The following is a 22,129-nucleotide window of genomic DNA, read 5'->3' on the forward strand; positions in this document are numbered from 1 at the left end:
GCCCTTAGAGCTTGCCGGCGACGAACTCGGTGACGTCGACGAGGCGGTTGGAGTAGCCCCACTCGTTGTCGTACCAGGAGGCGACCTTGACCTGGCTGCCGATGACCTTCGTGAGGCCCGCGTCGAAGATCGACGAGTGCGGGTCGGTCACGATGTCGCTCGAGACGATCGGGTCCTCGGTGTACTTGAGGATGCCCTTGAGGTCTCCCTCGGAGGCCGCCTTGTACGCCGCGTTGATCTCCTCGACGGTGGCGGGCTTGGTCAGCTCGACGGTGAGGTCGGTGATCGAGCCGGTCGGGACCGGGACGCGGAGGGCGTAGCCGTCGAGCTTGCCGACGAGCTCCGGGATGACCAGGCCGAGCGCCTTGGCGGCACCGGTCGAGGTCGGGATGATGTTGACGGCGGCGGCGCGGGCGCGACGCAGGTCGCTGTGCGGGCCGTCCTGGAGGTTCTGGTCGGCGGTGTACGCGTGGACCGTGGTCATCAGGCCGCGCTCGATGCCGAAGTTGTCGAGCAGCACCTTGGCGAGCGGCGCGAGGCAGTTCGTGGTGCAGGACGCGTTCGAGATGATGTCGTGCGTCGCGGGGTCGTAGGTGTTCTCGTTCACGCCGAGGACCAGGGTCGCGACGTCGCTGCCGGTGGCGGGAGCGGAGACGATGACCTTCTTGGCACCCGCGGTGATGTGCTTGCGCGCGTCCTCCGACTTGGTGAAGCGGCCGGTCGACTCGATGACGACGTCGACTCCCAGCTCGCCCCAGGGGAGGTTCGCGGGGTCGCGCTCCTCGAGGACGATGATCGGCTTGCCGTTGACGACGATGCGGTCGCCGTCGAGCTCGACGGTCGCGTCGAGGCGGCCCGTGATGGAGTCGTACTTCAGGAGGTGCGCGAGGGCCTTGTTGTCGGTGAGGTCGTTGACCGCGACGATCTCGAGGTCGCTGCCCTTGGCGAGGGCTGCACGGAAGAAGTTACGGCCGATACGGCCGAAGCCGTTGATGCCGATCTTGACGGACACAGATATCTCCTGGTGAGGAAAGGCACCTCGACGGTGCAGTGGAGGGGTGGAAGCCGACGACAGGGCGTCCCGGACGCGGGGCCCGGGACGCCGAGATCGCTACGACAGTAGCAGCAGGCCCGAAGTCTTCTCGCGGGCCTTCTCGAAGCGCGCGGAGACGTCGGCCCAGTTCACGATGTTCCAGAACGCATTGACGTAGTCGGCCTTCACGTTGACGTAGTCGAGGTAGAAGGCGTGCTCCCACATGTCGAGGAGGAGGACCGGGACGGTCGCCGCGGCGAGGTTGCCCTGGTGGTCGTAGAGCTGCTCGATGATGAGCTTCTCGCCGAGCGAGTCCCAGGCGAGGATCGACCAGCCGGAGCCCTGGATGCCGAGGGCCGAGGCGGTGAAGTGGGCGCGGAACTTGTCGAACGACCCGAAGTTGTCGTCGATGGCCGCGGCGAGCTCGCCCACGGGCTTGTCGCCGCCGTCCGGCGAGAGGTTGTTCCAGAACACGGTGTGGTTCACGTGACCGGCGAGGTTGAAGGCGAGGTCCTTCTGGAGCTTGTTCACGTTCGCGAGGTTCTCGCTGTCGCGAGCCTCCTGCAGCGAGGCGAGGGCGGTGTTCGCCCCGGCCACGTACGTCGCGTGGTGCTTGTCGTGGTGGAGCTCCATGATCCGCCCACTGATGTTCGGCTCGAGGGCCGAGTAGTCGTAGGGCAGTTCGGCGAGCGTGTAGTCAGCCATGTGCGATCTCCTGTTCGTGGTCGTCGCTCCCGTGCGACCCGCCGGCGTCTCGGCGTCCTCCGCGAGGCGGAGGAGGAGGGCCGGGAGTGTCCTGAGCGACCCGATCAGTCTAGCGAGGGGGCCCCTCCGCGTTCGGAGGGCTTGCGTTGTTCGACCAGGAGACACTCAGCGTTCGCCGGGCGGGGCGCGCCGTGCGGCCGGGCCTACAGGTCCTGCAGCTCTGCCGGGAGGTTCGCGTCGGTGCCCGGGATGTCGAGGTCGGACGCGCGCTTGTCGGCCATCGCGAGGAGGCGGCGGATGCGGCCGGCGACGGCGTCCTTCGTCATCGGCGGATCGGCGTGGTGGCCGAGCTCGTCGAGGCTCGCGTCGCGGTGCGCGAGGCGCAGGCGCCCGGCGTAGCGGAGGTGCTCGGGCATGTCGTCGCCCAGGATCTCCATCGCGCGCTCGACGCGGGCGCACGCCGCGACGGCGGCCTGGGCGGAGCGGCGGAGGTTCGCGTCGTCGAAGTTGACGAGGCGGTTCGCGGTCGCCCGCACCTCGCGGCGCTGGCGCAGCTCCTCCCAGCTCGCGACGGTCGCGGTCGCGCCCATCAGGGTGAGCATCGCGCTGATGCTCTCGCCGTCGCGGATGACGACCCGGTGGACGCCGCGCACCTCGCGGGACTTGGCCTGGACTCCCAGGCGTCCGGCGGCTCCGACGATCGCCATGGCCGCCTCGTTGCCGGGGCAGATGATCTCGAGCGCCGCGGAGCGGCCCGGGTCGGTCAGCGAGCCCTGGGCGAGGAAGGCGCCGCGCCACAGGGCGGCGAGCTCCTCGCGGGAGCCGGTCGTGAGGCGGTTGGGCAGGCCGCGGACGGGCCGGCCCCGCTGGTCGAGGAGGCCGGTCTGCCGGGCGAGGGTGTCCCCGCCCTCGACGACGCGCACCAGCCAGCTCGTGGTCCTCCGGGATCCGCCGGCCGAGACGATGCTGCCCTCGCTGCGGACGCCGTACAGCTCGGCGAGGTCGCGGCGCACGCGGGTCGCGAGCGGGGCGGAGTCGAGCTCGACCTCGACCGCGAGGCGGTTGGAGATGATGTGCAGTCCTCCGGAGAAGCGGAGGATGGTCGCCAGTTCGGCGGCACGGACGGTGTTCTTGCGCGAGACGATCGCGACCAGTTCGCCCTTGACGTCTGCGGTGAGGGCCACGGAGTCTTCCTTACGTCGGGTGCGCGGCTGAGCGCGCGGGGATCATTCTCGGCCGAGGTCGCGGTGCGCCACGTTGACGGCGACGCCCGGCAGCTCGGCCAGACGGGCCGCGACACGGCCCGCGACCGCGACGGAGCGGTGCTTGCCTCCCGTGCAACCGATCGCGATGGTCGCGTGGCGCTTGTTCTCGCGCTGGTAGCCGTCGAGCACGGGGCGCAGGGCCCGGGAGTAGGAGTCGATGAACTCCTCGGCGCCCTGCTGGGCCAGCACGTAGTCTCTCACCTCTTCGTCGAGACCCGTGTGCGGACGCAGCTCCGGGATCCAGTACGGGTTCGGCAGGAACCGCGCGTCGGCCACCATGTCGGCGTCCGTCGGCAGCCCGTACTTGAAGCCGAAGCTCATCACCGTGACCTGGAGGCCCGCGCGGCCGGCCTCGGCGAAGCGCTCGGTGATGCTGGTGGCCAGCTGGTGGATGTTGAGGTCCGAGGTGTCGATGACGATGTCGGCCGACTCCCGCAGCTGAGCGAGGCGCGTCCGCTCGGCGGAGATGCCGTCGAGGAGGGTCCCCCGGCCCTGCAGCGGGTGCGGACGGCGCACCTGCTCGAAGCGGCGGACGAGCGCGGCGTCGGTGGCCTCGAGGAACACCACTCGGAGGTCGACCCCGGCGCGCAGCTCGCGGACGATGTCGCCGAGGTCCTCGAAGAAGTCGCGTCCGCGGACGTCGACGACCGCCGCGATCTTCGGCAGCGTGTCCCCTGCACGCTGCGCCAGGTCGACCAGCGGGCGCAGCATCTGCGGCGGCAGGTTGTCGACGACGTACCAGCCGAGGTCCTCCAGCGCGTTCGCGGCCGTGGACCGGCCCGCTCCGGACATCCCCGTGACGATCAGCACGTCCTGCTGCTCGCTCTCCGTGCTCATGCGCTCTCCGTGCTCGTGTCTGCTCGTGTCCTCGGTGCCGGGCACCGGCCGCTCTCCCCCGGAGCGCGGGCCTCCAGCCTAGGGCGTGCCCCCGACGGCGGACCCGTCCGGATGCAGGTGCGCGTGGATCGCGCCCGCCAGCGTCGGGCCGATGCCCTTGACCTCGGCGATCTCGGCCTCGCCCGCCTCGCGGAGCCGGGCGACGGATCCGAAGTGCTTCAGCAGGTCGCGCACGCGCGTGCCTCCGAGCCCGGGCACCTCGGCCAGCTGCGACGAGATGTCGCGCTTGCGACGCGTCCTCTGGTGGGTGATCGCGAAGCGGTGCGCCTCGTCGCGGATGCGCTGGAAGAGGAAGAGCGCATCGCTGTTGCGCGGCAGGATGACGGGGAAGTCGGAGTCCGGCAGCCAGATCTCCTCGAGGCGCTTGGCGATCCCGCAGAGGGTGATGCCGGTCACCCCGGACTCGTCGAGCGCGCGCTGCGCGGCTGCGACCTGCGGCTGGCCGCCGTCGACGATCAGCAGCTGCGGGGGGTACGAGAACTTGCGCCGCTTGGCCTCGCCGGTCTCGGGGTCGACCGCCGCGGGCTCGACCGGCTCGCGGAGGTACGCGAGGCGGCGGGTGAGCACCTGGTGCAGCGACTCGGTGTCGTCCGTCGACTCCGCGATGGAGAACCGCCGGTACTGGTCCTTCCGCGCGAGCCCGTCCTCGAAGACCACCATCGAGGCGACGATGTTGGTGCCGCTGAGGTGGGAGACGTCGTAGCACTCCATCCGGAGCGGCGCCTCGCTCATGCCGAGGGCGTCGCGGATGTCCTCCAGGGCCTGCGTCCGAGCGGTGAAGTCGGCGGAGCGGCGGGTCTTGTAGAGCATCAGCGAGTGCTTCGCGTTCTGCGTCGCCGTCTCGAGGAGGGCGGCCTTGTCTCCGCGCTGGGCCGCTCGGAGGCGCACGTTCGTGCCGCGCAGTCCGCTCAGCCACTCCTCGAGCGCCTCGGTGTCCTCGGGCAGCTCCGGCACGACGACCTCCCGGGGCGGGACGTCGCCGGTCTCGTAGGCGGCCTGGAGGGCCGTGTCGACGAGCTCCGCCGTGCTCATGTCGAGCTCCTTGTCGACGACCCAGCCCCGCTCGCCGCGGATGCGCCCGCCGCGGACCCGGAACTGCTGCACGGAGGCGGCGAGCTCGTCGTGGACGATCGCGTAGAGGTCGACGTCCACGTTGTCCTTGAGCACGACCGCGCTCTTGGCGAGGACCGCGTCGAGGGCGGCGGCCTGATCGCGCAGCTTGCCGGCGCGCTCGTACTCCATCGCCGCGGCGGCCTCGCGCATCTCCTTCTCGAGCTCGCCGATCATCCGGCGGTCGTGGCTGCCCATGAAGGCGACGAAGCGGTCGACCATCTCGCGGTGCTCGGCGAAGGTGACACGGTGGGAGCAGGGCCCGCCGCAGCGGCCGATCTGCGACGCGAAGCAGGGCTTGCCGCTCTGCATGGCGCGCTTGTAGTTGGAGTCGTTGCAGGTCCTGATCGGGAACGCCTTGATCATCAGGTCGATCGTCTCGTGGATCGCCCAGATCTTGGGGTAGGGCCCGAAGTAGCGGGCCTTCCTGATCTTGGCGTTCCGCGTGACCATCACCCGCGGGGCCTCGTCGCCGAGCGTCACCGCCATGTAGGGGTAGGACTTGTCGTCGCGGAACTTGACGTTGAAGGGGGGATCGAACTCGTTGATCCAGGTGAACTCGAGCTGCAGGGCCTCGACGTCGGTGCCGACAACGGTCCACTCGACGCCGGAGGCCGAGGTGACCATCCGCCGGGTGCGCTCGTGCAGGCTCGGCAGCGGGGCGAAGTAGTTGCTCAGCCGCGCGCGGAGGTTCTTGGCCTTGCCCACGTAGAGCACCCGCCCCCGGGCGTCCGTGAAGCGGTACACGCCCGGGAGGGTCGGGATCTCACCCGGCTTCGGCCGGAAGTCGACTGTCTGCGCCATGCCTCTCGCTCGCGTCAGCCGAGGATCTCGGCGAGGAACATGCCGGTGTGGCTGCCCTCGACCTTCGCCACGTGCTCGGGGGTGCCCACCGCGACCACCTGTCCGCCGCCGGCGCCGCCCTCGGGACCCATGTCGATCAGCCAGTCGGCGGACTTGATGACGTCGAGGTTGTGCTCGATGGTGATCACCGTGTTGCCCTTGTCGACCAGGCCGTTGAGGACGAGGAGGAGCTTGCGGACGTCCTCGAAGTGCAGGCCCGTCGTCGGCTCGTCGAGCACGTAGACGCTGCGGCCGTTGGAGCGGCGCTGGAGCTCGGTGGCCAGCTTGACGCGCTGCGCCTCGCCGCCGGAGAGCGTGGTCGCGCTCTGGCCGAGGCGGACGTAGCCGAGGCCCACCTCCACCAGCGTGCGGAGGAAGCGGTGGATCGCCGTGATGGGCTCGAAGAAGTCGGCCGCCTCGGCGATCGGCATGTCGAGCACCTCGGCGATGTTCTTGCCCTTGTAGTGCACGGTCAGTGTGTCGCGGTTGTAGCGCGCTCCCCCGCAGACCTCGCACGCCACGTAGACGTCGGGCAGGAAGTTCATCTCGATCTTGATGGTGCCGTCGCCCGAGCAGGCCTCGCAGCGGCCGCCCTTGACGTTGAAGCTGAAGCGTCCGGGCAGGTACCCCCGCGCCTTCGCCTCGGTGGTCTCGGCGAAGAGGTTGCGGATGCGGTCGAACACGCCCGTGTAGGTGGCGGGGTTCGAGCGCGGCGTGCGGCCGATCGGGTTCTGGTCGACGTGCACGACCTTGTCGAGGTTCTCGAGGCCGGTGACGCGCGTGTGCTTGCCCGGCACCTTGCGGGCGCCGTTGAGCTGGTTGGCGAGCACGCGGTAGAGGATGTCGTTCACGAGGGTGCTCTTGCCGGAGCCGGAGACCCCGGTGACCGCGACGAACGTGCCGAGCGGGAACTCCGCGTCGACCTTGCGGAGGTTGTTGGCGTTCGCCCCGACGACCTTGATCATCCGCTTGCGGTCGATCTTCCGCCGCTTCTTCGGGACCTCGATCGCCTTGCGGCCCGAGACGTAGTCGCCGGTGAGCGAGTGGGTGTTCTCGAGCAGCGACTCGTAGGAGCCGGAGTGCACGACCTTGCCGCCGTTGACCCCGGCGCCCGGGCCGATGTCGACGATCCAGTCGGCGGTGCGGATGGTGTCCTCGTCGTGCTCGACCACGATCAGCGTGTTGCCCAGGTCGCGCAGCTTGATGAGGGTGTCGATCAGGCGGCGGTTGTCGCGCTGGTGCAGGCCGATGCTCGGCTCGTCGAGCACGTAGAGCACGCCGGTCAGCCCGGAGCCGATCTGGGTCGCCAGGCGGATGCGCTGCGCCTCGCCGCCCGACAGGGAGGCGGCGGCGCGCGAGAGGTTGAGGTAGTTGAGCCCGACCTCGATGAGGAAGTCGATGCGCGCGCGGATCTCACGCAGCACCTGCGCGGCGATGTGCGCCTCGCGGTCGGTCAGCTCGAGCCGGCTCATGAAGTCCTGGGCGTCGCCGAGGCTGAGGTCGGCCACGTCCGCGATGCTCGCCCCGTGCACGAGCACGGCGAGCACCTCCGGCTTCAGGCGGGAGCCCTTGCACACGGGGCAGGGCACCTCGCGGAGGAACTCGGACCAGCGGGTGCGCTGGACGTCGGTCTCGGCCTGGACGAACTGGCGCTCGATGTAGGGCACGACGCCCTCGAAGCCCGAGGTGTAGCTCATCTCGCGGCCGTAGCGGTTCTTCCACTTGACCTTGACCTCGAAGTTGTCGCCGTGGAGGACGGCCTGCTGCACCTCGGTGCTGAGGCGCTTCCACGGGGTGGTGAGCGTGAAGCCGAGGTCGCGGGAGAGGCCGTCGAGCAGCTTCTCGTAGTACTGGAACAAGCCCTTGCCCTGGGTGGTCCAGGGGATGATGACGCCCTCGGCGATGCTCAGGTCGGGGTCGCCGAGCAGCAGCTCGTCGTCGACCGACATGCGCGTGCCGAGGCCCGAGCACTCCGGGCAGGCGCCGAAGGGCGCGTTGAAGGAGAAGGTCCGCGGCTCGATCTCGGTCAGCGAGATCGGGTGGTTGTTGGGGCAGGACAGCTTCTCGGAGTAGGTGGTCCAGGCGCCGTCGCCCTCGCCGTCGACGTAGTTGATCTGCACGATGCCGTCGGTGAGCCGCAGGGCCGTCTCGAGCGAGTCGGTGAGGCGCCCGAGGATGTCGGGGCCGGCCACGAGCCGGTCGACCACGACGGAGATGTCGTGCTTGTACTGCTTCTTGAGCACCGGCGGCTCGCTCAGCTGGACGAGCTTCCCGTCCACCATGGCGCGGGAGTAGCCGCCCGCGGTCAGCTCCTTGAAGAGGTCGACGAACTCGCCCTTCTTCTGGGAGACGACGGGGCTGAGGATCTGGTAGCGGGTACCGGTCTCGAGCTCCATCAGCTGGTCGGCGATCTGCTGCACGGTCTGCGCGGAGATCCGCTCGCTGCAGATGGGGCAGTGCGGGACGCCGATGCGCGCCCACAGCAGACGCATGTAGTCGAAGATCTCGGTGATCGTGCCGACGGTCGAGCGCGGGTTGCGGTTCGTCGACTTCTGGTCGATCGAGACCGCGGGGCTGAGGCCCTCGATGAAGTCGACGTCCGGCCGGTCCACCTGCCCGAGGAACTGGCGGGCGTACGCGGAGAGGGACTCGACGTAGCGCCGCTGGCCCTCCGCGAAGATCGTGTCGAAGGCCAGGGAGGACTTGCCCGAGCCCGAGAGACCGGTGAACACCACCATCGAGTCGCGCGGGATCTCGAGGTCGACGTTCTGCAGGTTGTGCACCCGCGCGCCGCTCACCACCAGCTTCGAGGACGACTCGTCGAGCGAGGAGACGAAGCGGTGGAAGGAGGGAGAGGGGGTGGAGGAGGGGTCCGTAACGGCGTTCAGGATCGACACTCCGAAAGTGTATGCGGAGCCACCGACATCGCCCGTGGCGTTCGCTGGGCGCTGATCCGCGGGCCCCTCCCCTTGCGGATCAGCGCCCCCGATCAGGACAGGTGCCCGGCCTTCTCCATCTGGCGGAGCTCGCGCTTGAGCTCCTGGACCTCGTCCCGCAGCCGGGCCGCGAGCTCGAACTTGAGCTCGCCCGCCGCCTGGAGCATCTGCCCGTTGAGGTCGGAGATGATCGCCTCGAGGTCGTTGCCGCCGTTCGCGGCGAGACCCTGACGGCGCAGGTTCGGCGTCGGGCTCTTCTTCTTGGCGTCGCGCCCGGCGAGCAGCTTGGCGGTGTCGGCCCCCTCGCGGGCGAGGGCGTCGGTGATGTCGGCGATCTTCTTCCGCAGCGGCGTCGGGTCGATGCCGTGGTCGAGGTTGTAGGCGACCTGCTTCTCGCGTCGGCGGTCGGTCTCGTCGATCGCGAGCCGCATCGAGTCCGTCACCTTGTCGGCGTACATGTGGACCTCGCCCGAGACGTTGCGCGCCGCACGGCCGATCGTCTGGATGAGCGACGTGGACGAGCGGAGGAAGCCCTCCTTGTCGGCGTCGAGGATCGCCACGAGCGAGACCTCGGGCAGGTCGAGCCCCTCGCGCAGCAGGTTGATGCCGACCAGGACGTCGTACACGCCCGCTCGCAGCTCCGAGAGGAGCTCGACGCGCCTCAGGGTGTCGACGTCGGAGTGCAGGTAGCGGACCCGGACGCCGGCCTCCGTGAGGAAGTCGGTGAGCTCCTCGGCCATGCGCTTCGTCAGCGTCGTGACGAGCACGCGCTCGTCGCGCTCGGTGCGGCGCTTGATCTCCTCGAGCAGGTCGTCGATCTGGCCCTTCGTCGGCTTGACGACGATCTCGGGGTCGATCAGGCCGGTCGGGCGGATGATCTGCTCGACGATGCCGTCGGCGATGCCCATCTCGTAGCGGCCCGGGGTCGCCGAGAGGTAGACGGTCTGACCGACGCGCGACTTGAACTCCTCCCACTTCAGGGGCCGGTTGTCCATCGCCGAGGGCAGGCGGAAGCCGTGCTCGACCAGCGTGCGCTTGCGGGACGCGTCGCCCTCGTACATCGCACCGATCTGCGGCACCGTCACGTGCGACTCGTCGATCACGACGAGGAAGTCGTCCGGGAAGTAGTCGAGCAGGCAGTGCGGGGCCTCGCCCGACTCGCGGCCGTCGATGTGGCGGGAGTAGTTCTCGATGCCGGAGCAGAATCCGATCTGCTGCATCATCTCGAGATCGAAGGTCGTGCGCATCCGCAGGCGCTGCGCCTCGAGGAGCTTGTTCTGCTTCTCGAGGTCGGCCAGGCGCACCTCGAGCTCCTGCTGGATGGTGTCGATCGCACGGTGCATGACGTCCTGGCTGGCGACGTAGTGCGAGCCGGGGAAGACCGACACGGAGTCGAGCTTCCGGACGATGTCGCCGGTGAGCGGGTGGAGCGTGTAGAGCGCCTCGATCTCGTCGCCGAACATCTCGATCCGGATCGCGAGCTCCTCGTACATCGGGATGATCTCGATCGTGTCGCCCCGCACCCGGAAGGTGCCGCGGGCGAAGTCGACGTCGTTGCGCGCGTACTGCATCGACACGAACTTGCGGATGAGGCGGTCCCGGTCGACCCGCTGGCCGACCTGGAGCGCCACCATCGCCTCGAGGTACTGCTCGGGCTGGCCGAGGCCGTAGATGCACGAGACGGTCGACACCACGATCACGTCGCGGCGGCTCAGGAGCGAGTTCGTGGTGGAGTGGCGCAGCCGCTCGACCTCGGCGTTGACCGAGCTGTCCTTCTCGATGAAGGTGTCGGTCTGCGGGACGTAGGCCTCGGGCTGGTAGTAGTCGTAGTACGAGACGAAGTACTCGACGGCGTTGTTGGGGAACAGCTCGCGGAACTCGTTGGCGAGCTGCGCGGCGAGGGTCTTGTTGTGCGCGAGCACGAGCGTGGGGCGCTGCACGGCCTCGACGAGCCAGGCCGTGGTCGCGGACTTGCCGGTCCCGGTGGCGCCCAGCAGGACGACATCGGTCTCGCCGGCGTTGATGCGGGCGCTCAGATCGGCGATCGCGCCGGGCTGGTCACCGCTCGGCTTGTACTCGCTGATGACCTCGAACGGGTGCACGGCACGGGTTGGCTCCATGGTTCGAAGCGTAGCCGCGACCACCGACACCGGACGGCGCGTGCGCTGGCGGCGAACGGGGGTGCGCTCTCCGGCCGGGCCGCTCGGCCACGAGGGCGGGTGTCCGGGACGGACCGTCAGCGGGCGAGACGTTCCCACAGCGCGTCGGTCCGAGCGAGCGTCTCCTCCAGCGTGCCGGAGGAGTCGATCACGACGTCGGCGAGGGCGAGGCGGTCCTCGTCGCTCGCCTGCGACGAGACCCGCGCACGAGCCTCCTCCTCGGTCAGTCCCCGGAGGGCGACGAGACGCTCGATGCGGAGGTGCTGCGGCGCGTGCACGACGACCACCTCGTCGAACTCCCCCGCTCCACGGCCCTCGGCGAGGAGGGGGACGTCGTAGACGACCACCGCGGCCGGGTCCGCCTCGGCGGCCTCCGCGAACAGCCGCTGCGAACGGAGGGTCACCGCCGGATGGGTGATCGCATTGAGGTCGGCGCGGGCCGCCGCGTCCGAGAAGACGATCGCGCCGAGCGCCGGGCGGTCGAGCGCGCCGTCCGCGCGGATCACGGACGGGCCGAAGCGCTCGGCGATCGCCGCCAGCGCCGGCTCCCCCGGCTCGACGACCTCGCGCGCGAGGACGTCGGCGTCGACCACCACCGCTCCGTGCTCGGCGAGACGGCGGGCGACGGTGGACTTGCCCGAGGCGATGCCTCCGGTGAGGGCGACGAGATGCACCCGGCCACCCTACCCAGCGCCGTCGCCCGGAACGCCGAACGGCCGGCCCCCGAGGGGACCGGCCGTTCGATGCGATGTGCTCGCGATCAGTTGTTCGAGGACAGCTTCTCGCGGAGCGCGGCGAGCGACTCGTCGTCGGCGAGGGTGCCGCCGGTGGTCGACTCGCTGGTGAAGCCGGCGCCGACCGAGACGCCCTCGGAGACGGTGGCCGCCTCCTCCTGCGACTTGGCCACCTGGGCCTTGTGGGCCTCCCAGCGCGCCTGAGCAGCGGCGTACTCCAGCTCCCAGGCCTCGCGCTGCGACTCGAAGCCCTCGCGCCACTCGTTGGTCTCGGGGTCGAAGCCCTCGGGGTACTTGTAGTTCCCCTGGTCGTCGTACTCCGTGGCCATGCCGTAGAGCGCCGGGTCGAACTCGGTGCCCTCGGGGTCGACGTTCTCGTTCGCCTGCTTGAGCGAGAGGGAGATGCGGCGACGGTCGAGGTCGATGTCGATGACCTTGACGAACACCTCTTCGCCGACCGACACGACCTGCTCGGCGAGCTCGACGTGCTTGCCCGACAGCTCGGAGATGTGGACGAGGCCCTCGATGCCGTCCGCGACGCGGACGAAGGCACCGAACGGGACCAGCTTCGTGACCTTGCCCGGCGCGACCTGTCCGATCGCGTGGGTGCGGGCGAAGACCTGCCACGGGTCTTCCTGGGTCGCCTTGAGCGAGAGCGACACGCGCTCGCGGTCGAGGTCGACCTCGAGGATCTCGACGGTGACCTCCTGGCCCACCTCGACGACCTCGGAGGCGTGCTCGATGTGCTTCCAGGAGAGCTCGGAGACGTGGACGAGACCGTCGACGCCGCCGAGGTCGACGAACGCACCGAAGTTGACGATCGACGACACGACGCCCTTGCGGACCTGACCCTTGTGCAGGTTGTTCAGGAACGTGGTGCGGCTCTCGGACTGGGTCTGCTCGAGGAGCGCGCGACGCGACAGGACCACGTTGTTGCGGTTCTTGTCGAGCTCGAGGATCTTCGCCTCGATCTCCTGGCCGAGGTACGGCGTGAGATCGCGGACGCGGCGCAGCTCGATGAGCGAGGCCGGGAGGAAGCCGCGGAGGCCGATGTCGACGATGAGACCGCCCTTGACGACCTCGATGACCGAGCCGGTGACGACGCCGTCCGACTCCTTGATCTTCTCGACGTCGCCCCACGCGCGCTCGTACTGCGCACGCTTCTTGGACAGGATCAGGCGACCCTCCTTGTCCTCCTTCTGGAGGACGAGGGCCTCGACGCTGTCGCCCACGTTGACGACCTCGGAGGGGTCGACGTCGTGCTTGATGGAGAGCTCGCGCGAGGGGATGACGCCCTCGGTCTTGTAGCCGACGTCGAGGAGGACCTCGTCGCGGTCGATCTTCACGACGGTGCCTTCGATGAGGTCTCCGTCGTTGAAGAACTTCAGAGTCTTTTCGACCGCGGCAAGAAAGTCTTCAGCAGACCCGATGTCGTTGATCGCGACCTGCTTGGTTGCCTTGTCGGTCGTTGCGGTTGTCATTAAGGGATGCTCCAGGATGGATGGGTCTCGGGCGGCGGCCGCCTGCGGGCCTCGCGGCTCGGCGGAGTGGTGACCACTGCGGTGGTGAGGGATGTGCCTCCGGCCCGGGAGCCGCGCTCGGCCGGCCGGAGGACCGGCCTTCCTCGCGCGCCGCGGGCACGGCGGCGCCACAGATGTGACACCCCAGCTTAGACGCCCCGGGAGGCGCACGGCAATCTCGCCGCGCCCGTCCAGGCGCGGGTTCCGGAGTCAGCCGGCGAGGGAGGAGCGGAGGGTGTCGAGACCGACGCCGCCGAGGTCGAGCGCCCTCCGGTGGAAGGCCGCGAGCGAGAACGCGGCGCCCTCGCGCGCCTCCGCCTCGTCGCGCAGCTGCTCCCAGATCCGCTGCCCGATCTTGTAGGACGGAGCCTGCCCCGGCCAGCCGAGGTACCGGTTCACCTCGAAGCGCACGAACGCGTCGTCCATGTTCACGTTGGCCCGCATGAAGTCGAGGGCCGACTCGGCGGTCCAGACGGTGCCGGAGCCCGGCATCGGCTTCTGGAGGTGCACGCCGATGTCCAGCACGACGCGCGCCGCGCGCATCCGCTGGCCGTCGAGCATGCCCAGGCGGTCGGCCGGGTCGTCGAGGTAGCCGAAGCGCTCCATCAGCCGCTCCGCGTAGAGCGCCCAGCCCTCGGCGTGGCCGGAGGTCCCGGCGAGCTGACGGCGCCAGGTGTTGAGGCGGGCGCGGTTGTGGACGGCCTGGCCGATCTGCAGGTGATGGCCCGGGACGCCCTCGTGGTAGACCGTGGTCAGCTCCCGCCAGGTGGCGAACTCGGTGACTCCGGCCGGGACCGACCACCACATCCGCCCCGGGCGCGAGAAGTCGTCGCTCGGACCGGTGTAGTAGATGCCGCCCTCCTGGGTCGGCGCGATCCTGCACTCGAGGCGGCGCACCTCCTCCGGGATGTCGAAGGCGGTGCCGGCGAGCTCGCGGACGGAGCGGTCGCTGGTCTCCTGCATCCACGCCTGCAGAGCGTCGACGCCGTGCAGAGTGCGGGCCGGGTCCGCCTCGAGGTGGGCGATCGCCTCGGCGACGGAGGCGCCGGGCAGGATCTCGCGCGCGATCGCCTCCTGCTCGGACGTCATGCGGGCCAGCTCCTCGATCCCCCACTCGTAGGTCTCGTCGAGGTCGACGACAGCGCCGAGGAAGCGGCGGGAGTGCAGCGCGTACAGCTCCCGGCCGACGGCGTCCTGCTCGGTCGCGGCGGGGGCGAGCTCGCCCCGGAGGAACTGCGCGAGCGACCCGTAGGCGGCCGAGGCACGGCGGGCGCCGTCCTCCAGCCGCTGAGCGAGCGACGCGGGCAGGGATCCGGCGGCGGGAGCGGCCTCCGCGGCCAGCTCGGCGAAGAACCCGCGGGGAGCGGCGATCTTCCGCGCCTGCTCGGCGACGAGCTCGACCTGGCGGCGGGCGGGGACCACGCCGGTGCGGATCCCCTCGCGCAGGGTCTCCGCGTAGCCCTCGAGGGCGGCCGGCACGGCCAGCAGCCGCTCGGCGACCGCCTCCCAGTCGGCGACCTCGTCCGTCGGCATCAGGTCGAAGACGTCGCGCAGCTCCTGCGCCGGGGACGCGATCACGTTGAGGTCCCGCAGCGGCAGACCGGCGTCGTGCCCCTCCAGGGAGAGCCGGAGCTCGGCGCCGAGGTCGGCGACCGTGACGCGGTCGACGTCGTCCACGGGGTCGGCGGCCTCGAGCTCGGCGAGGGCCGAGGCGGTCGCCGCCCGGGCCTGCTCGAGACCGGCCGGCGAGTAGTCGCCCAGACGGCCGTTCGCGCCGCTGCGTCCGATCGCGGTGCCGAGGGTGGGGTCGAGGTCGACGAGCGTGTCGACCCAGCGCTCGGCGACGGCGTCGACGGCGGTGGGCTCGCGGGGGGTGTCGGTGCTCATGCCTCCGAGCCTAGCCAGGCCCTGCGGCCGGCTCAGTGCGCGGCGACGTCCCAGTCGGACCCGTGGCCCACCTGCACCTCGAGCGGGACGCTCAGGTCGGCGGCACCCGCCATCCGGCCGCGGACGATCGCCTCGAGCGGCTCCTCCTCGCCGGGGGCGACGTCGAAGATCAGCTCGTCGTGCACCTGGAGGAGCATCCGAGAGCCGAGCCCCTGCTCGTCGAGGTCGGCCTGCACGCCGATCATCGCGCGCTTCATGATGTCGGCGGCCGAGCCCTGGATCGGCGAGTTGAGTGCCGCCCTCTCGGCGTTGTCGCGGAGGACGCGGTTCGCGCTCTGCAGGTCGGGGAACGGACGCCGGCGACCGAAGATCGTCTCGGTGTAGCCGGTCTCGCGGGCCTGCTCGACGACGCTGCGGAGGTAGTCGCGCACCGCGCCGAAGCGGACGAAGTAGTCGGTCATCAGCTGCTTGGCCTCGGCGCTCGAGATGCGCAGCTGCTTCGACAGGCCGAAGGCGCTCAGGCCGTAGGCGAGGCCGTACGACATCGCCTTGACCTTGTTGCGCATGGCCGAGGTGACGTCGCCCGGATCGACGCCGAAGATCCGCGACCCGACGAAGCGGTGCAGGTCCTCGCCGGAGTGGAAGGCCTCGATCAGCCCGGCGTCGCCGGAGAGGTGCGCCATGATCCGCATCTCGATCTGCGAGTAGTCGGCGGTGAGGAGGGTGCTCGCGTCCGCTCCGTGGACGAAGGCGGTGCGGATGCGGCGGCCCACCTCGCTGCGGACGGGGATGTTCTGCAGGTTCGGGTCGTTGGAGGAGATCCGGCCGGTGGCCGTGCCGGTCTGGTCGTAGCTGGTGTGGATCCGGCCGTCGGCGGTGACCGACTTCTCGAGCGTCTCGATGATCTGCTTGAGCTTGGTCGCGTCGCGGTGCTCGAGGAGCAGCCCGAGGAACGGGTGCGGGTGGGACTCCTGCAGGTCGGCGAGGGCGGAGGCGTCGGTGGTGTAGCCCGTCTTCGTGGCCCGGGTGCGCGGCATGTCGAGCTCCTCGAAGAGGACCTGCTGCAGCTGCTTGGGCGAGCCGAGGTTCATCTCGTGGCCGATCTCGGCGAACGCGCGGCTCGCGAGGTCGGCGGCCGAAACGGTCAGCTCGGCGCGGAGGCGCGCCAGCACGTCGGCGTCGATCGCGACGCCGGTGAGCTCCATCGTCGCGAGGACCTGGACGATCGGCAGCTCGATGTCGACGAGCACCGAGAGCATCCCCTCGCCCAGCCGCTCGCGCAGCGGAGCGACGAGCCGGTACGCGTACCAGGCCTCGGTGGCGGGCCCCATCGGCTCGACGGTGGGGACCAGCTGGTTCGGGTCGCCCTGCGCCATGGTCTCGTCGAGGTGCTGCGCGACCTGCGCCGCGAGCGTGGCCGGATGCCCGGTGGGCTGCACCAGCCAGGAGGCGACGCGGGTGTCGAACGCGAGCCCCGCGACGGGGAGTCCGGCCCTCCGAAGCGCCTTGATCTGGGGCTTCGCGTCGGCGAAGTACTTGGGGGCGGGCCCGGCCAGCCACTGCTCGAGCGCGGTGTAGTCGGGCCGCTCGGCGGCCCACGGGACGAACGCCGTCTCCTTCTCGACCGCGAGGCCCACACCCTCGAGCCCGCCGGCTCCGAGCAGGACCTGCACGGCGACCGGCGCGGTGCCCTTCGCCGACACGCGGTCGAGCCAGTGCGCGAGCTCCTCGTCGACCAGGGTGCGGACGGCGGGTGCGGAGGTCGTGACCACGTCGCCCGCCAGGGCCGCGGCAGCGCCGTCGACGCCCTCCTCCGCGGCGATCGTGAGGACCCGCTCCTGCAGGGTCTTGAACTCGAGGCGGCTGAAGATCTCGCGGACCGCGTCGGGATCGATCGGACGGCGCGTCAGATCGTGCGGCCCGAGGGGGAGCTCGACGTCCGTCACCAGCCGGTTGAGGCGGCGGTTGCGGAGCGCGTTCTCCTTCTGCTCGCGCAGCTTCTCGCCGACCACGCCCTTGATCTCGTCGGCGTGGGCGATGATGTCGGCGACCGTGCCGTACTGGTTGACCCACTTCGCGGCCGTCTTGGGGCCGACCTTGTCGACGCCGGGCAGGTTGTCGCTGGTCTCGCCGACGAGGGCGGCGATCTCGGGGTACTGGTGCGGCTCGACGCCGTACTTCTCGAACACCTTGTCGCGGTCGTAGCGGGTGAGCTGCGAGACGCCCTGGGTGGAGGGGTAGAGCAGGGTGACGTCCGGGGTCACCAGCTGGATGGTGTCGCGATCGCCCGAGACGACCAGCACGCGGAAGCCGGCCTCGGCCCCCTGGCGCGCGAGCGTCGCGAGGATGTCGTCGGCCTCGAAGTCCTCCTTCGAGACGGTCCGGATGTTCATGGCGTGCAGCGCCTCCTCGAGGAGGGGGACCTGGCCCTTGAACTCGGGCGGCGTCTCGCCGCGGGTGCCCTTGTACTCCGGGTACTCGCGCGTGCGGAACGAGTAGCGGGAGATGTCGAACGCGACGCCGAGGTGGGTCGGCTTCTCGTTCTTCAGCAGCAGGATCAGCATCGAGAGGAAGCCGTGGATGGCGTTCGTGTGCTGGCCCTCGCGGGTCTGGAAGCTGTCGACCGGGAGCGCGTAGAACGCCCGGAACGCCAGGGAATGGCCGTCGACGAGCAGGAGGGTAGGCTGTTCCGGATCTGACACAGGGCCAGACTACACAGCGCCTCCGACACCGGATCGGCCCGCTCGCGCCCGCCGGTCAGGGCCGCTCCGAGGCTCCAGCGCGAGGAGCGACGTGACCGAGCCGACCCCCACCACGACCGCCTGGATCCGCCCGCCCGCGCTCGACCTGGTCGCCGGGATCGGCCGCGGCATGGGCGAGCTCGCCGAGCGGATGGGGATCCTCTGGCACGAGCTCACCCCGCAGCACTCGGTGGCCTCGATGCCCGTCGAGGGCAACCGGCAGCCGGTCGGCATCCTGCACGGCGGCGCGCACGTCGTGCTCGCCGAGTCGATGGGCTCGATCGCGGCGAACGTGCACGCCGGCGCGGGCCGCCTGGCGATGGGCATCGAGCTGAACGCGAGCCACAGCCGGTCGGTCCACTCGGGCTTCGTGATCGCCACCTGCGACGCGATCCACCTGGGCTCCACCCTCACCACCCACGAGATCGTCGTGCGCGACCAGGAGGGGCGCCGCCTCTCCACCGTGCGGATCACCAACATCATCCGCGACGCCCGCTGACGGGAGCGGACGGGTCCCCCTCGCGGGAGCGGAGGGCGACGACCACGCCCAGGACCGCGACCGCCGTCGGGACCGCCCGTGCCTGCGAGCGACGGGGGATCGACCGGTCGGCCGCGCCGCTCGGGGACCCGGCACCGCGGCGAGCGGCACTGTCAAGCGACGGCGCCCCACTGTGCCCGGTGGTGCCCGAAGGGCGACACTGAGCGGATGAGCCTTCGCCATCTCCTCAAGAGCCTCCCGTCCATGCCCTCCGAGCTGCCCTCGTTCGATGCGGAGGCGGCTCCGGCCGATCCTCTCGAGCTGTTCGCGCAGTGGCTCGAGGAGGCGAAGGACGCGGGCCAGCTCCTCCCCCACGGCGCCACGCTCTCCACCGCCTCCGACGACGGCACCGTCTCGGCGCGCGTGCTCGTGCTGCGCGAGATCGACGAGGCGGGCTGGGCGTTCTCCACCCATGCCACCAGCCCCAAGGGACGCGCCATGGAGGAGAACCCGCACGCCGCGCTGACCTTCTTCTGGCCGGTCCAGGGCCGTCAGGTCCGGGTCGAGGGCCGGGTCGAGCGCGCCTCCGCGCAGGAGTCGGCCGACGACTTCCGCCGCCGCTCCGAGGCCGCTCGCACCGCCCTGCTCGTCGGACGCCAGAGCGAGCCGATGCGCAGCGCGCAGGACTTCGGCCTCGTCACGCTCCAGACCAGCGTCGCCGTGGGCTGCTCGCCCGCGACGCTCGACCGGGAGTGGGCCGTCTACCGCGTCGTGCCCGAGCGCATCGAGTTCTGGCAGGGCTCGACCGCGCCGGAGCAGGATCACACCCGTCTCGAGTACCGCCCGGGAACGACGGAGGCGGGCGGCTCCCCGTGGGAGCGCACCCGCCTCTGGCCCTGAGGCCGTGGGCCCTCGGGCCCGGCCTCGCGCTAGGCCTTCTTCGTGCTCAGCTGCTCGATGATCGCCTGCGCGACGTCGTGCATGGTGAGCCGGCGGTCCATGGAGGCCTTCTGGATCCAGCGGAACGCCTCGGGCTCGGTGAGCCCCATCTTCTCGTTGAGCAGGCCCTTGGCGCGGTCGACGAGCTTGCGGGTCTCGAAGCGCTCGACCATGTCGGCGACCTCGGCCTCGAGGGTGAGGATCTGGGCGTACCGCGAGAGGGCGATCTCGATCGCGGGCAGCAGGTCGTTGGGCGTGAAGGGCTTCACGACGTAGGCGAGCGCTCCGGCCTCGCTGGCGCGCTCGACGAGCTCCTTCTGGCTGAAGGCGGTGAGCAGGACGACAGGCGCGATGTGCGCCTTCGAGAGGCGCTCGGCCGCCGAGATGCCGTCGAGCTGGGGCATCTTGACGTCCATGATGACGAGATCGGGGCGCAGCTCGGTGGCGAGGGCCACAGCGGTCTCTCCGTCGCCGGCCTCGCCGACGACCTCGAAGCCGTTGTCGCGGAGGATCTCCACGATGTCGAGGCGGATGAGGGATTCGTCTTCGGCGACGACGACCCGACGGGGTGCGGTCGACGAGGGTTCCTGGTCAGTCACGCCGATGAGCCTACGGTATTCTCGACGGGCTGGTGATGAGCCGGTGTGGCGGAATGGCAGACGCGGGGCACTCAAAATGCTCTGTCCGAGAGGGCTTGTGGGTTCGAGTCCCACCACCGGTACCCGCCTGGTCGCGCGGTGCGCGCCTCCGCTCGCTAGCGTCGTCGGATGAGCACCGACCCCTGGCCCCTGTTCTCGCTGGAGCTGCGCACGCCGCGGCTCGAGCTGCATCCGGTCCGCGACGCCGACCTCGGCCCTCTCGCCGAGGCAGCCCTCGCGGGCGTGCACGAGAGCGGCCGCTCGCCGTTCCCCTCCCCCTGGGCCGAGGCGACGGCGGAGCGCCTGCCCGGCGAGCTCGCCCGCTTCCACTGGTCGCAGCGCGCGCAGACGACGCGGGAGTCGTGGCGCGTCGCGTTCGCCGTGGTCGAGGACGGCCGGGTCGTCGGCTGCCAGGACGTGGTCGCCGAGTCCTTCGCCGCCACCCGCACCCTGACCTCGGGCTCGTGGCTCACCCGCTCGGCGCAGGGCCGCGGCCTCGGGCGGGAGATGCGCGCCGCCGTCCTCCTCCTCGCCTTCGACCACCTCGGAGCCGAGGTCGCCGAGAGCGGCGCTCTGGCCTGGAACACCCGCTCGATCCGGGTCTCGGAGGCCCTCGGCTACCGGCCGAACGGGACGCACCGGATCGTCGGTCCGGACGGTATGTCGGTCGAGGAGCTGCGGTTCCGCGTCACACCGGAGACCCTGGTGCGGCCGGAATGGACGCTGGAGGCCTCGGGGATCGACGCAGCACGAGCGGTCCTCGTCCAGGACCCGCTCGGTCCGCCCTCCCCCGTCTGATTCACCAGAACATCGTGCCCGGCGAGCCCTTGAACGGACCGACCACGCGCGAGGTGATCCAGCCGCCGTAGAAGTCGCCCGGCTGCGGCTGGACCGCCTCGCCGTCGACCGTGCAGGAGTCCATCCGGCCGGGGTAGAGGGCGACGGTGTCGACGAGGGCCTCGAAGCCGGCCATCGGCTCGGGGTACGTCCAGCCCGCCGCCTCCGCGACCGCTCCTCCTCCCCCGCGCAGGGTCAGGTAGGAGGCCGCGCCCTTGAACTCGCAGATGCTGCGGCCGGGCGCGGGCTCGAGCGCCCCGGGCGCGAACGAGGACACGGGGAGGTAGTAGACGGGAGGGTGGCTCGTCTCGAGGACGCGGAGAGCGTCGCGGGTCTCGGCGACGACGACGCCGCCCAGCCGCACGACCACGTGCTCGGCGGTGGTCTCGACCCTCGGGGGTCGCGGGTAGTCCCAGACGGATTCCTGGCCCTCGGCGGGCGGCACGCGCTTCATCCCGCTCACGCTACGCGGCGGGGAGCGGTGCTCCGGCGCCTCCCAGAGGATGCCCGGGCGGACGCCGCGGCTCCGCAGATCCCCGCCGCCGGGACGCGCGAGGGCCCCGGTCGCGTAACGTCGTCCCTGCGGCGGAACCCCGAGCCCGCGCGCAGAAGGAATCCAGAGTGCCCACCGAATGCATCCACGGCCTCGACATCGCGCTCTGCGACGTCTGCACCCCGAAGAAGCTCCCCGAGCAGGTCGGCCGTGCCACCCGCGCCCCCGCGCGCGTGCCCGGGACCTCCCGTGCGGCCACCGCCCGTGCCGCCGCCCGCGGCACGGCGCGCGAGAAGCCCCTGCCGAAGGTCGACATCGCCGCGCAGCGGATCTACCACGTCACCCACCTCGACAACCTCGAGGCGATCGTCGCCGCCGGCGCGATCCTGGCGGACCAGCAGCTCCAGGAGCGCCCCGCGATCGACGTCAGCGCCGAGACCACCCGCGAGCACCGCCGTGCCGTGCAGGTGAAGGACGGCGTCAGCGTCGCCGGCTTCGTGCCCTTCTTCCTCTCCCCCGACGCCGCCCTCTGGGCCGACCTGCGCGGCGAGCGGGTCGCTCCGCACTGGTCGCCGAGCGCCCACGAGACCACCGCTTCGCAGTACGTCGTCCTGGTGGGCTCGCTCGCCTCCGCCCCGGTCCTGAGCGACGGCGACGCCTCCCACGTCCTCACGCGCTTCACCGAGGGCGACGCGCTCGTGCGCACCTTCGCGCGCCTCCTGGTCGACGAGCCGGCCCTGCGCAGCGCCGAGGCGCTCGTGCCCGAGCGCTTCCCGCTCGAGGGCGTCGCGACGGTCGGCGTGGCGTCGGTCGCCGCCCGCAACCGCGTCAAGGCTCTCTTCGAGGGCATCGACGCCTCTCCCCGCGTCGCCGTCTACCCGCCGTGGTTCCACCCGGTGGCCGAGGAGGAGTGA

General features: G+C 70.8%; 17 protein-coding genes and 1 tRNA gene. 5 read left to right on the top strand and 13 right to left on the bottom strand.

Annotated elements, in window-relative coordinates:
* Window positions 1-4: 4 nt before the first annotated feature.
* The 11 genes from gap to polA all read right to left on the bottom strand — a co-directional run bounded on the left by gap (window position 5) and on the right by polA (window position 17,791).
* On the bottom strand, window positions 5-1,012 hold the full coding sequence (gene gap, locus C5C54_RS04895; RefSeq protein ID WP_104221909.1) for a type I glyceraldehyde-3-phosphate dehydrogenase: 1,008 nt from the start codon (window positions 1,010-1,012) through the stop codon (window positions 5-7).
* A gap of 99 nt (window positions 1,013-1,111) precedes the next feature.
* Window positions 1,112-1,738 carry a superoxide dismutase gene (locus C5C54_RS04900; protein WP_104287911.1) on the bottom strand — a complete coding sequence of 209 codons (627 nt, stop codon included), beginning with the start codon at window positions 1,736-1,738 and terminating at the stop codon, window positions 1,112-1,114.
* Window positions 1,739-1,941: 203 nt separating this feature from the next.
* Window positions 1,942-2,922 carry a DNA-binding protein WhiA gene (gene whiA, locus C5C54_RS04905; protein ID WP_104287912.1) on the bottom strand — a complete coding sequence of 327 codons (981 nt, stop codon included), beginning with the start codon at window positions 2,920-2,922 and terminating at the stop codon, window positions 1,942-1,944.
* A gap of 42 nt (window positions 2,923-2,964) precedes the next feature.
* Entirely contained in the window at window positions 2,965-3,840 is an 876-nt protein-coding gene (gene rapZ, locus C5C54_RS04910; protein WP_097166020.1) for an RNase adapter RapZ, read from the bottom strand.
* Between the two features lie 78 nt (window positions 3,841-3,918).
* Window positions 3,919-5,814: an excinuclease ABC subunit UvrC gene (gene uvrC / locus C5C54_RS04915; protein ID WP_104268633.1), complete on the bottom strand. Its 1,896-nt coding sequence runs from the start codon at window positions 5,812-5,814 to the stop codon at window positions 3,919-3,921.
* 14 nt (window positions 5,815-5,828) lie between these two features.
* A complete protein-coding gene (uvrA, locus tag C5C54_RS04920; RefSeq protein ID WP_244229661.1) occupies window positions 5,829-8,654 on the bottom strand; it encodes an excinuclease ABC subunit UvrA in 2,826 nt (941 codons plus the stop codon).
* Between the two features lie 188 nt (window positions 8,655-8,842).
* Window positions 8,843-10,909, bottom strand: a complete 2,067-nt coding sequence (gene uvrB, locus C5C54_RS04925; protein ID WP_104221901.1) for an excinuclease ABC subunit UvrB — start codon at window positions 10,907-10,909, stop codon at window positions 8,843-8,845.
* A gap of 116 nt (window positions 10,910-11,025) precedes the next feature.
* Window positions 11,026-11,622 carry a dephospho-CoA kinase gene (gene coaE / locus C5C54_RS04930; RefSeq protein ID WP_104287913.1) on the bottom strand — a complete coding sequence of 199 codons (597 nt, stop codon included), beginning with the start codon at window positions 11,620-11,622 and terminating at the stop codon, window positions 11,026-11,028.
* 86 nt (window positions 11,623-11,708) lie between these two features.
* Window positions 11,709-13,163 carry a 30S ribosomal protein S1 gene (rpsA, locus tag C5C54_RS04935; protein WP_104225298.1) on the bottom strand — a complete coding sequence of 485 codons (1,455 nt, stop codon included), beginning with the start codon at window positions 13,161-13,163 and terminating at the stop codon, window positions 11,709-11,711.
* A 249-nt stretch (window positions 13,164-13,412) separates the two neighbouring features.
* Entirely contained in the window at window positions 13,413-15,089 is a 1,677-nt protein-coding gene (locus tag C5C54_RS04940; protein WP_104273124.1) for a DUF885 domain-containing protein, read from the bottom strand.
* Window positions 15,090-15,121: 32 nt separating this feature from the next.
* Window positions 15,122-17,791, bottom strand: coding sequence for a DNA polymerase I (polA, locus tag C5C54_RS04945; RefSeq protein ID WP_104273125.1), 2,670 nt, complete (start codon window positions 17,789-17,791; stop codon window positions 15,122-15,124).
* A 91-nt stretch (window positions 17,792-17,882) separates the two neighbouring features.
* Here polA and C5C54_RS04950 point away from each other — a divergent pair, with 91 nt between their 5' ends.
* Both C5C54_RS04950 and C5C54_RS04955 read left to right on the top strand, forming a co-directional pair.
* A complete protein-coding gene (locus C5C54_RS04950) occupies window positions 17,883-18,329 on the top strand; it encodes a PaaI family thioesterase (RefSeq protein WP_374953047.1) in 447 nt (148 codons plus the stop codon).
* Window positions 18,330-18,536: 207 nt separating this feature from the next.
* Window positions 18,537-19,208: a pyridoxal 5'-phosphate synthase gene (locus C5C54_RS04955; protein ID WP_104232645.1), complete on the top strand. Its 672-nt coding sequence runs from the start codon at window positions 18,537-18,539 to the stop codon at window positions 19,206-19,208.
* A gap of 29 nt (window positions 19,209-19,237) precedes the next feature.
* On the opposite strand, the gene C5C54_RS04960 is transcribed toward C5C54_RS04955, so the two are convergent.
* Complete coding sequence (locus C5C54_RS04960; protein WP_104221889.1) at window positions 19,238-19,846, bottom strand: ANTAR domain-containing response regulator; 609 nt, start codon at window positions 19,844-19,846, stop codon at window positions 19,238-19,240.
* A 39-nt stretch (window positions 19,847-19,885) separates the two neighbouring features.
* Between C5C54_RS04960 and C5C54_RS04965 the strand changes: the two genes are divergently transcribed.
* Both C5C54_RS04965 and C5C54_RS04970 read left to right on the top strand, forming a co-directional pair.
* Window positions 19,886-19,968 (top strand) — tRNA-Leu (locus tag C5C54_RS04965).
* A 46-nt stretch (window positions 19,969-20,014) separates the two neighbouring features.
* A complete protein-coding gene (locus tag C5C54_RS04970; protein ID WP_104287914.1) occupies window positions 20,015-20,683 on the top strand; it encodes a GNAT family N-acetyltransferase in 669 nt (222 codons plus the stop codon).
* A gap of 1 nt (window position 20,684) precedes the next feature.
* Here the strand turns inward: C5C54_RS04970 and C5C54_RS04975 are convergent, their stop codons facing one another.
* Window positions 20,685-21,176: a DUF427 domain-containing protein gene (locus C5C54_RS04975; protein WP_104257829.1), complete on the bottom strand. Its 492-nt coding sequence runs from the start codon at window positions 21,174-21,176 to the stop codon at window positions 20,685-20,687.
* A gap of 167 nt (window positions 21,177-21,343) precedes the next feature.
* Between C5C54_RS04975 and C5C54_RS04980 the strand changes: the two genes are divergently transcribed.
* Entirely contained in the window at window positions 21,344-22,129 is a 786-nt protein-coding gene (locus C5C54_RS04980) for a DarT ssDNA thymidine ADP-ribosyltransferase family protein (protein WP_104221883.1), read from the top strand.

Origin of the sequence: Rathayibacter sp. AY1F2 (assembly GCF_002930885.1) — a bacterium.
In the GTDB taxonomy this organism is placed as follows: Bacteria; Actinomycetota; Actinomycetes; order Actinomycetales; family Microbacteriaceae; genus Rathayibacter.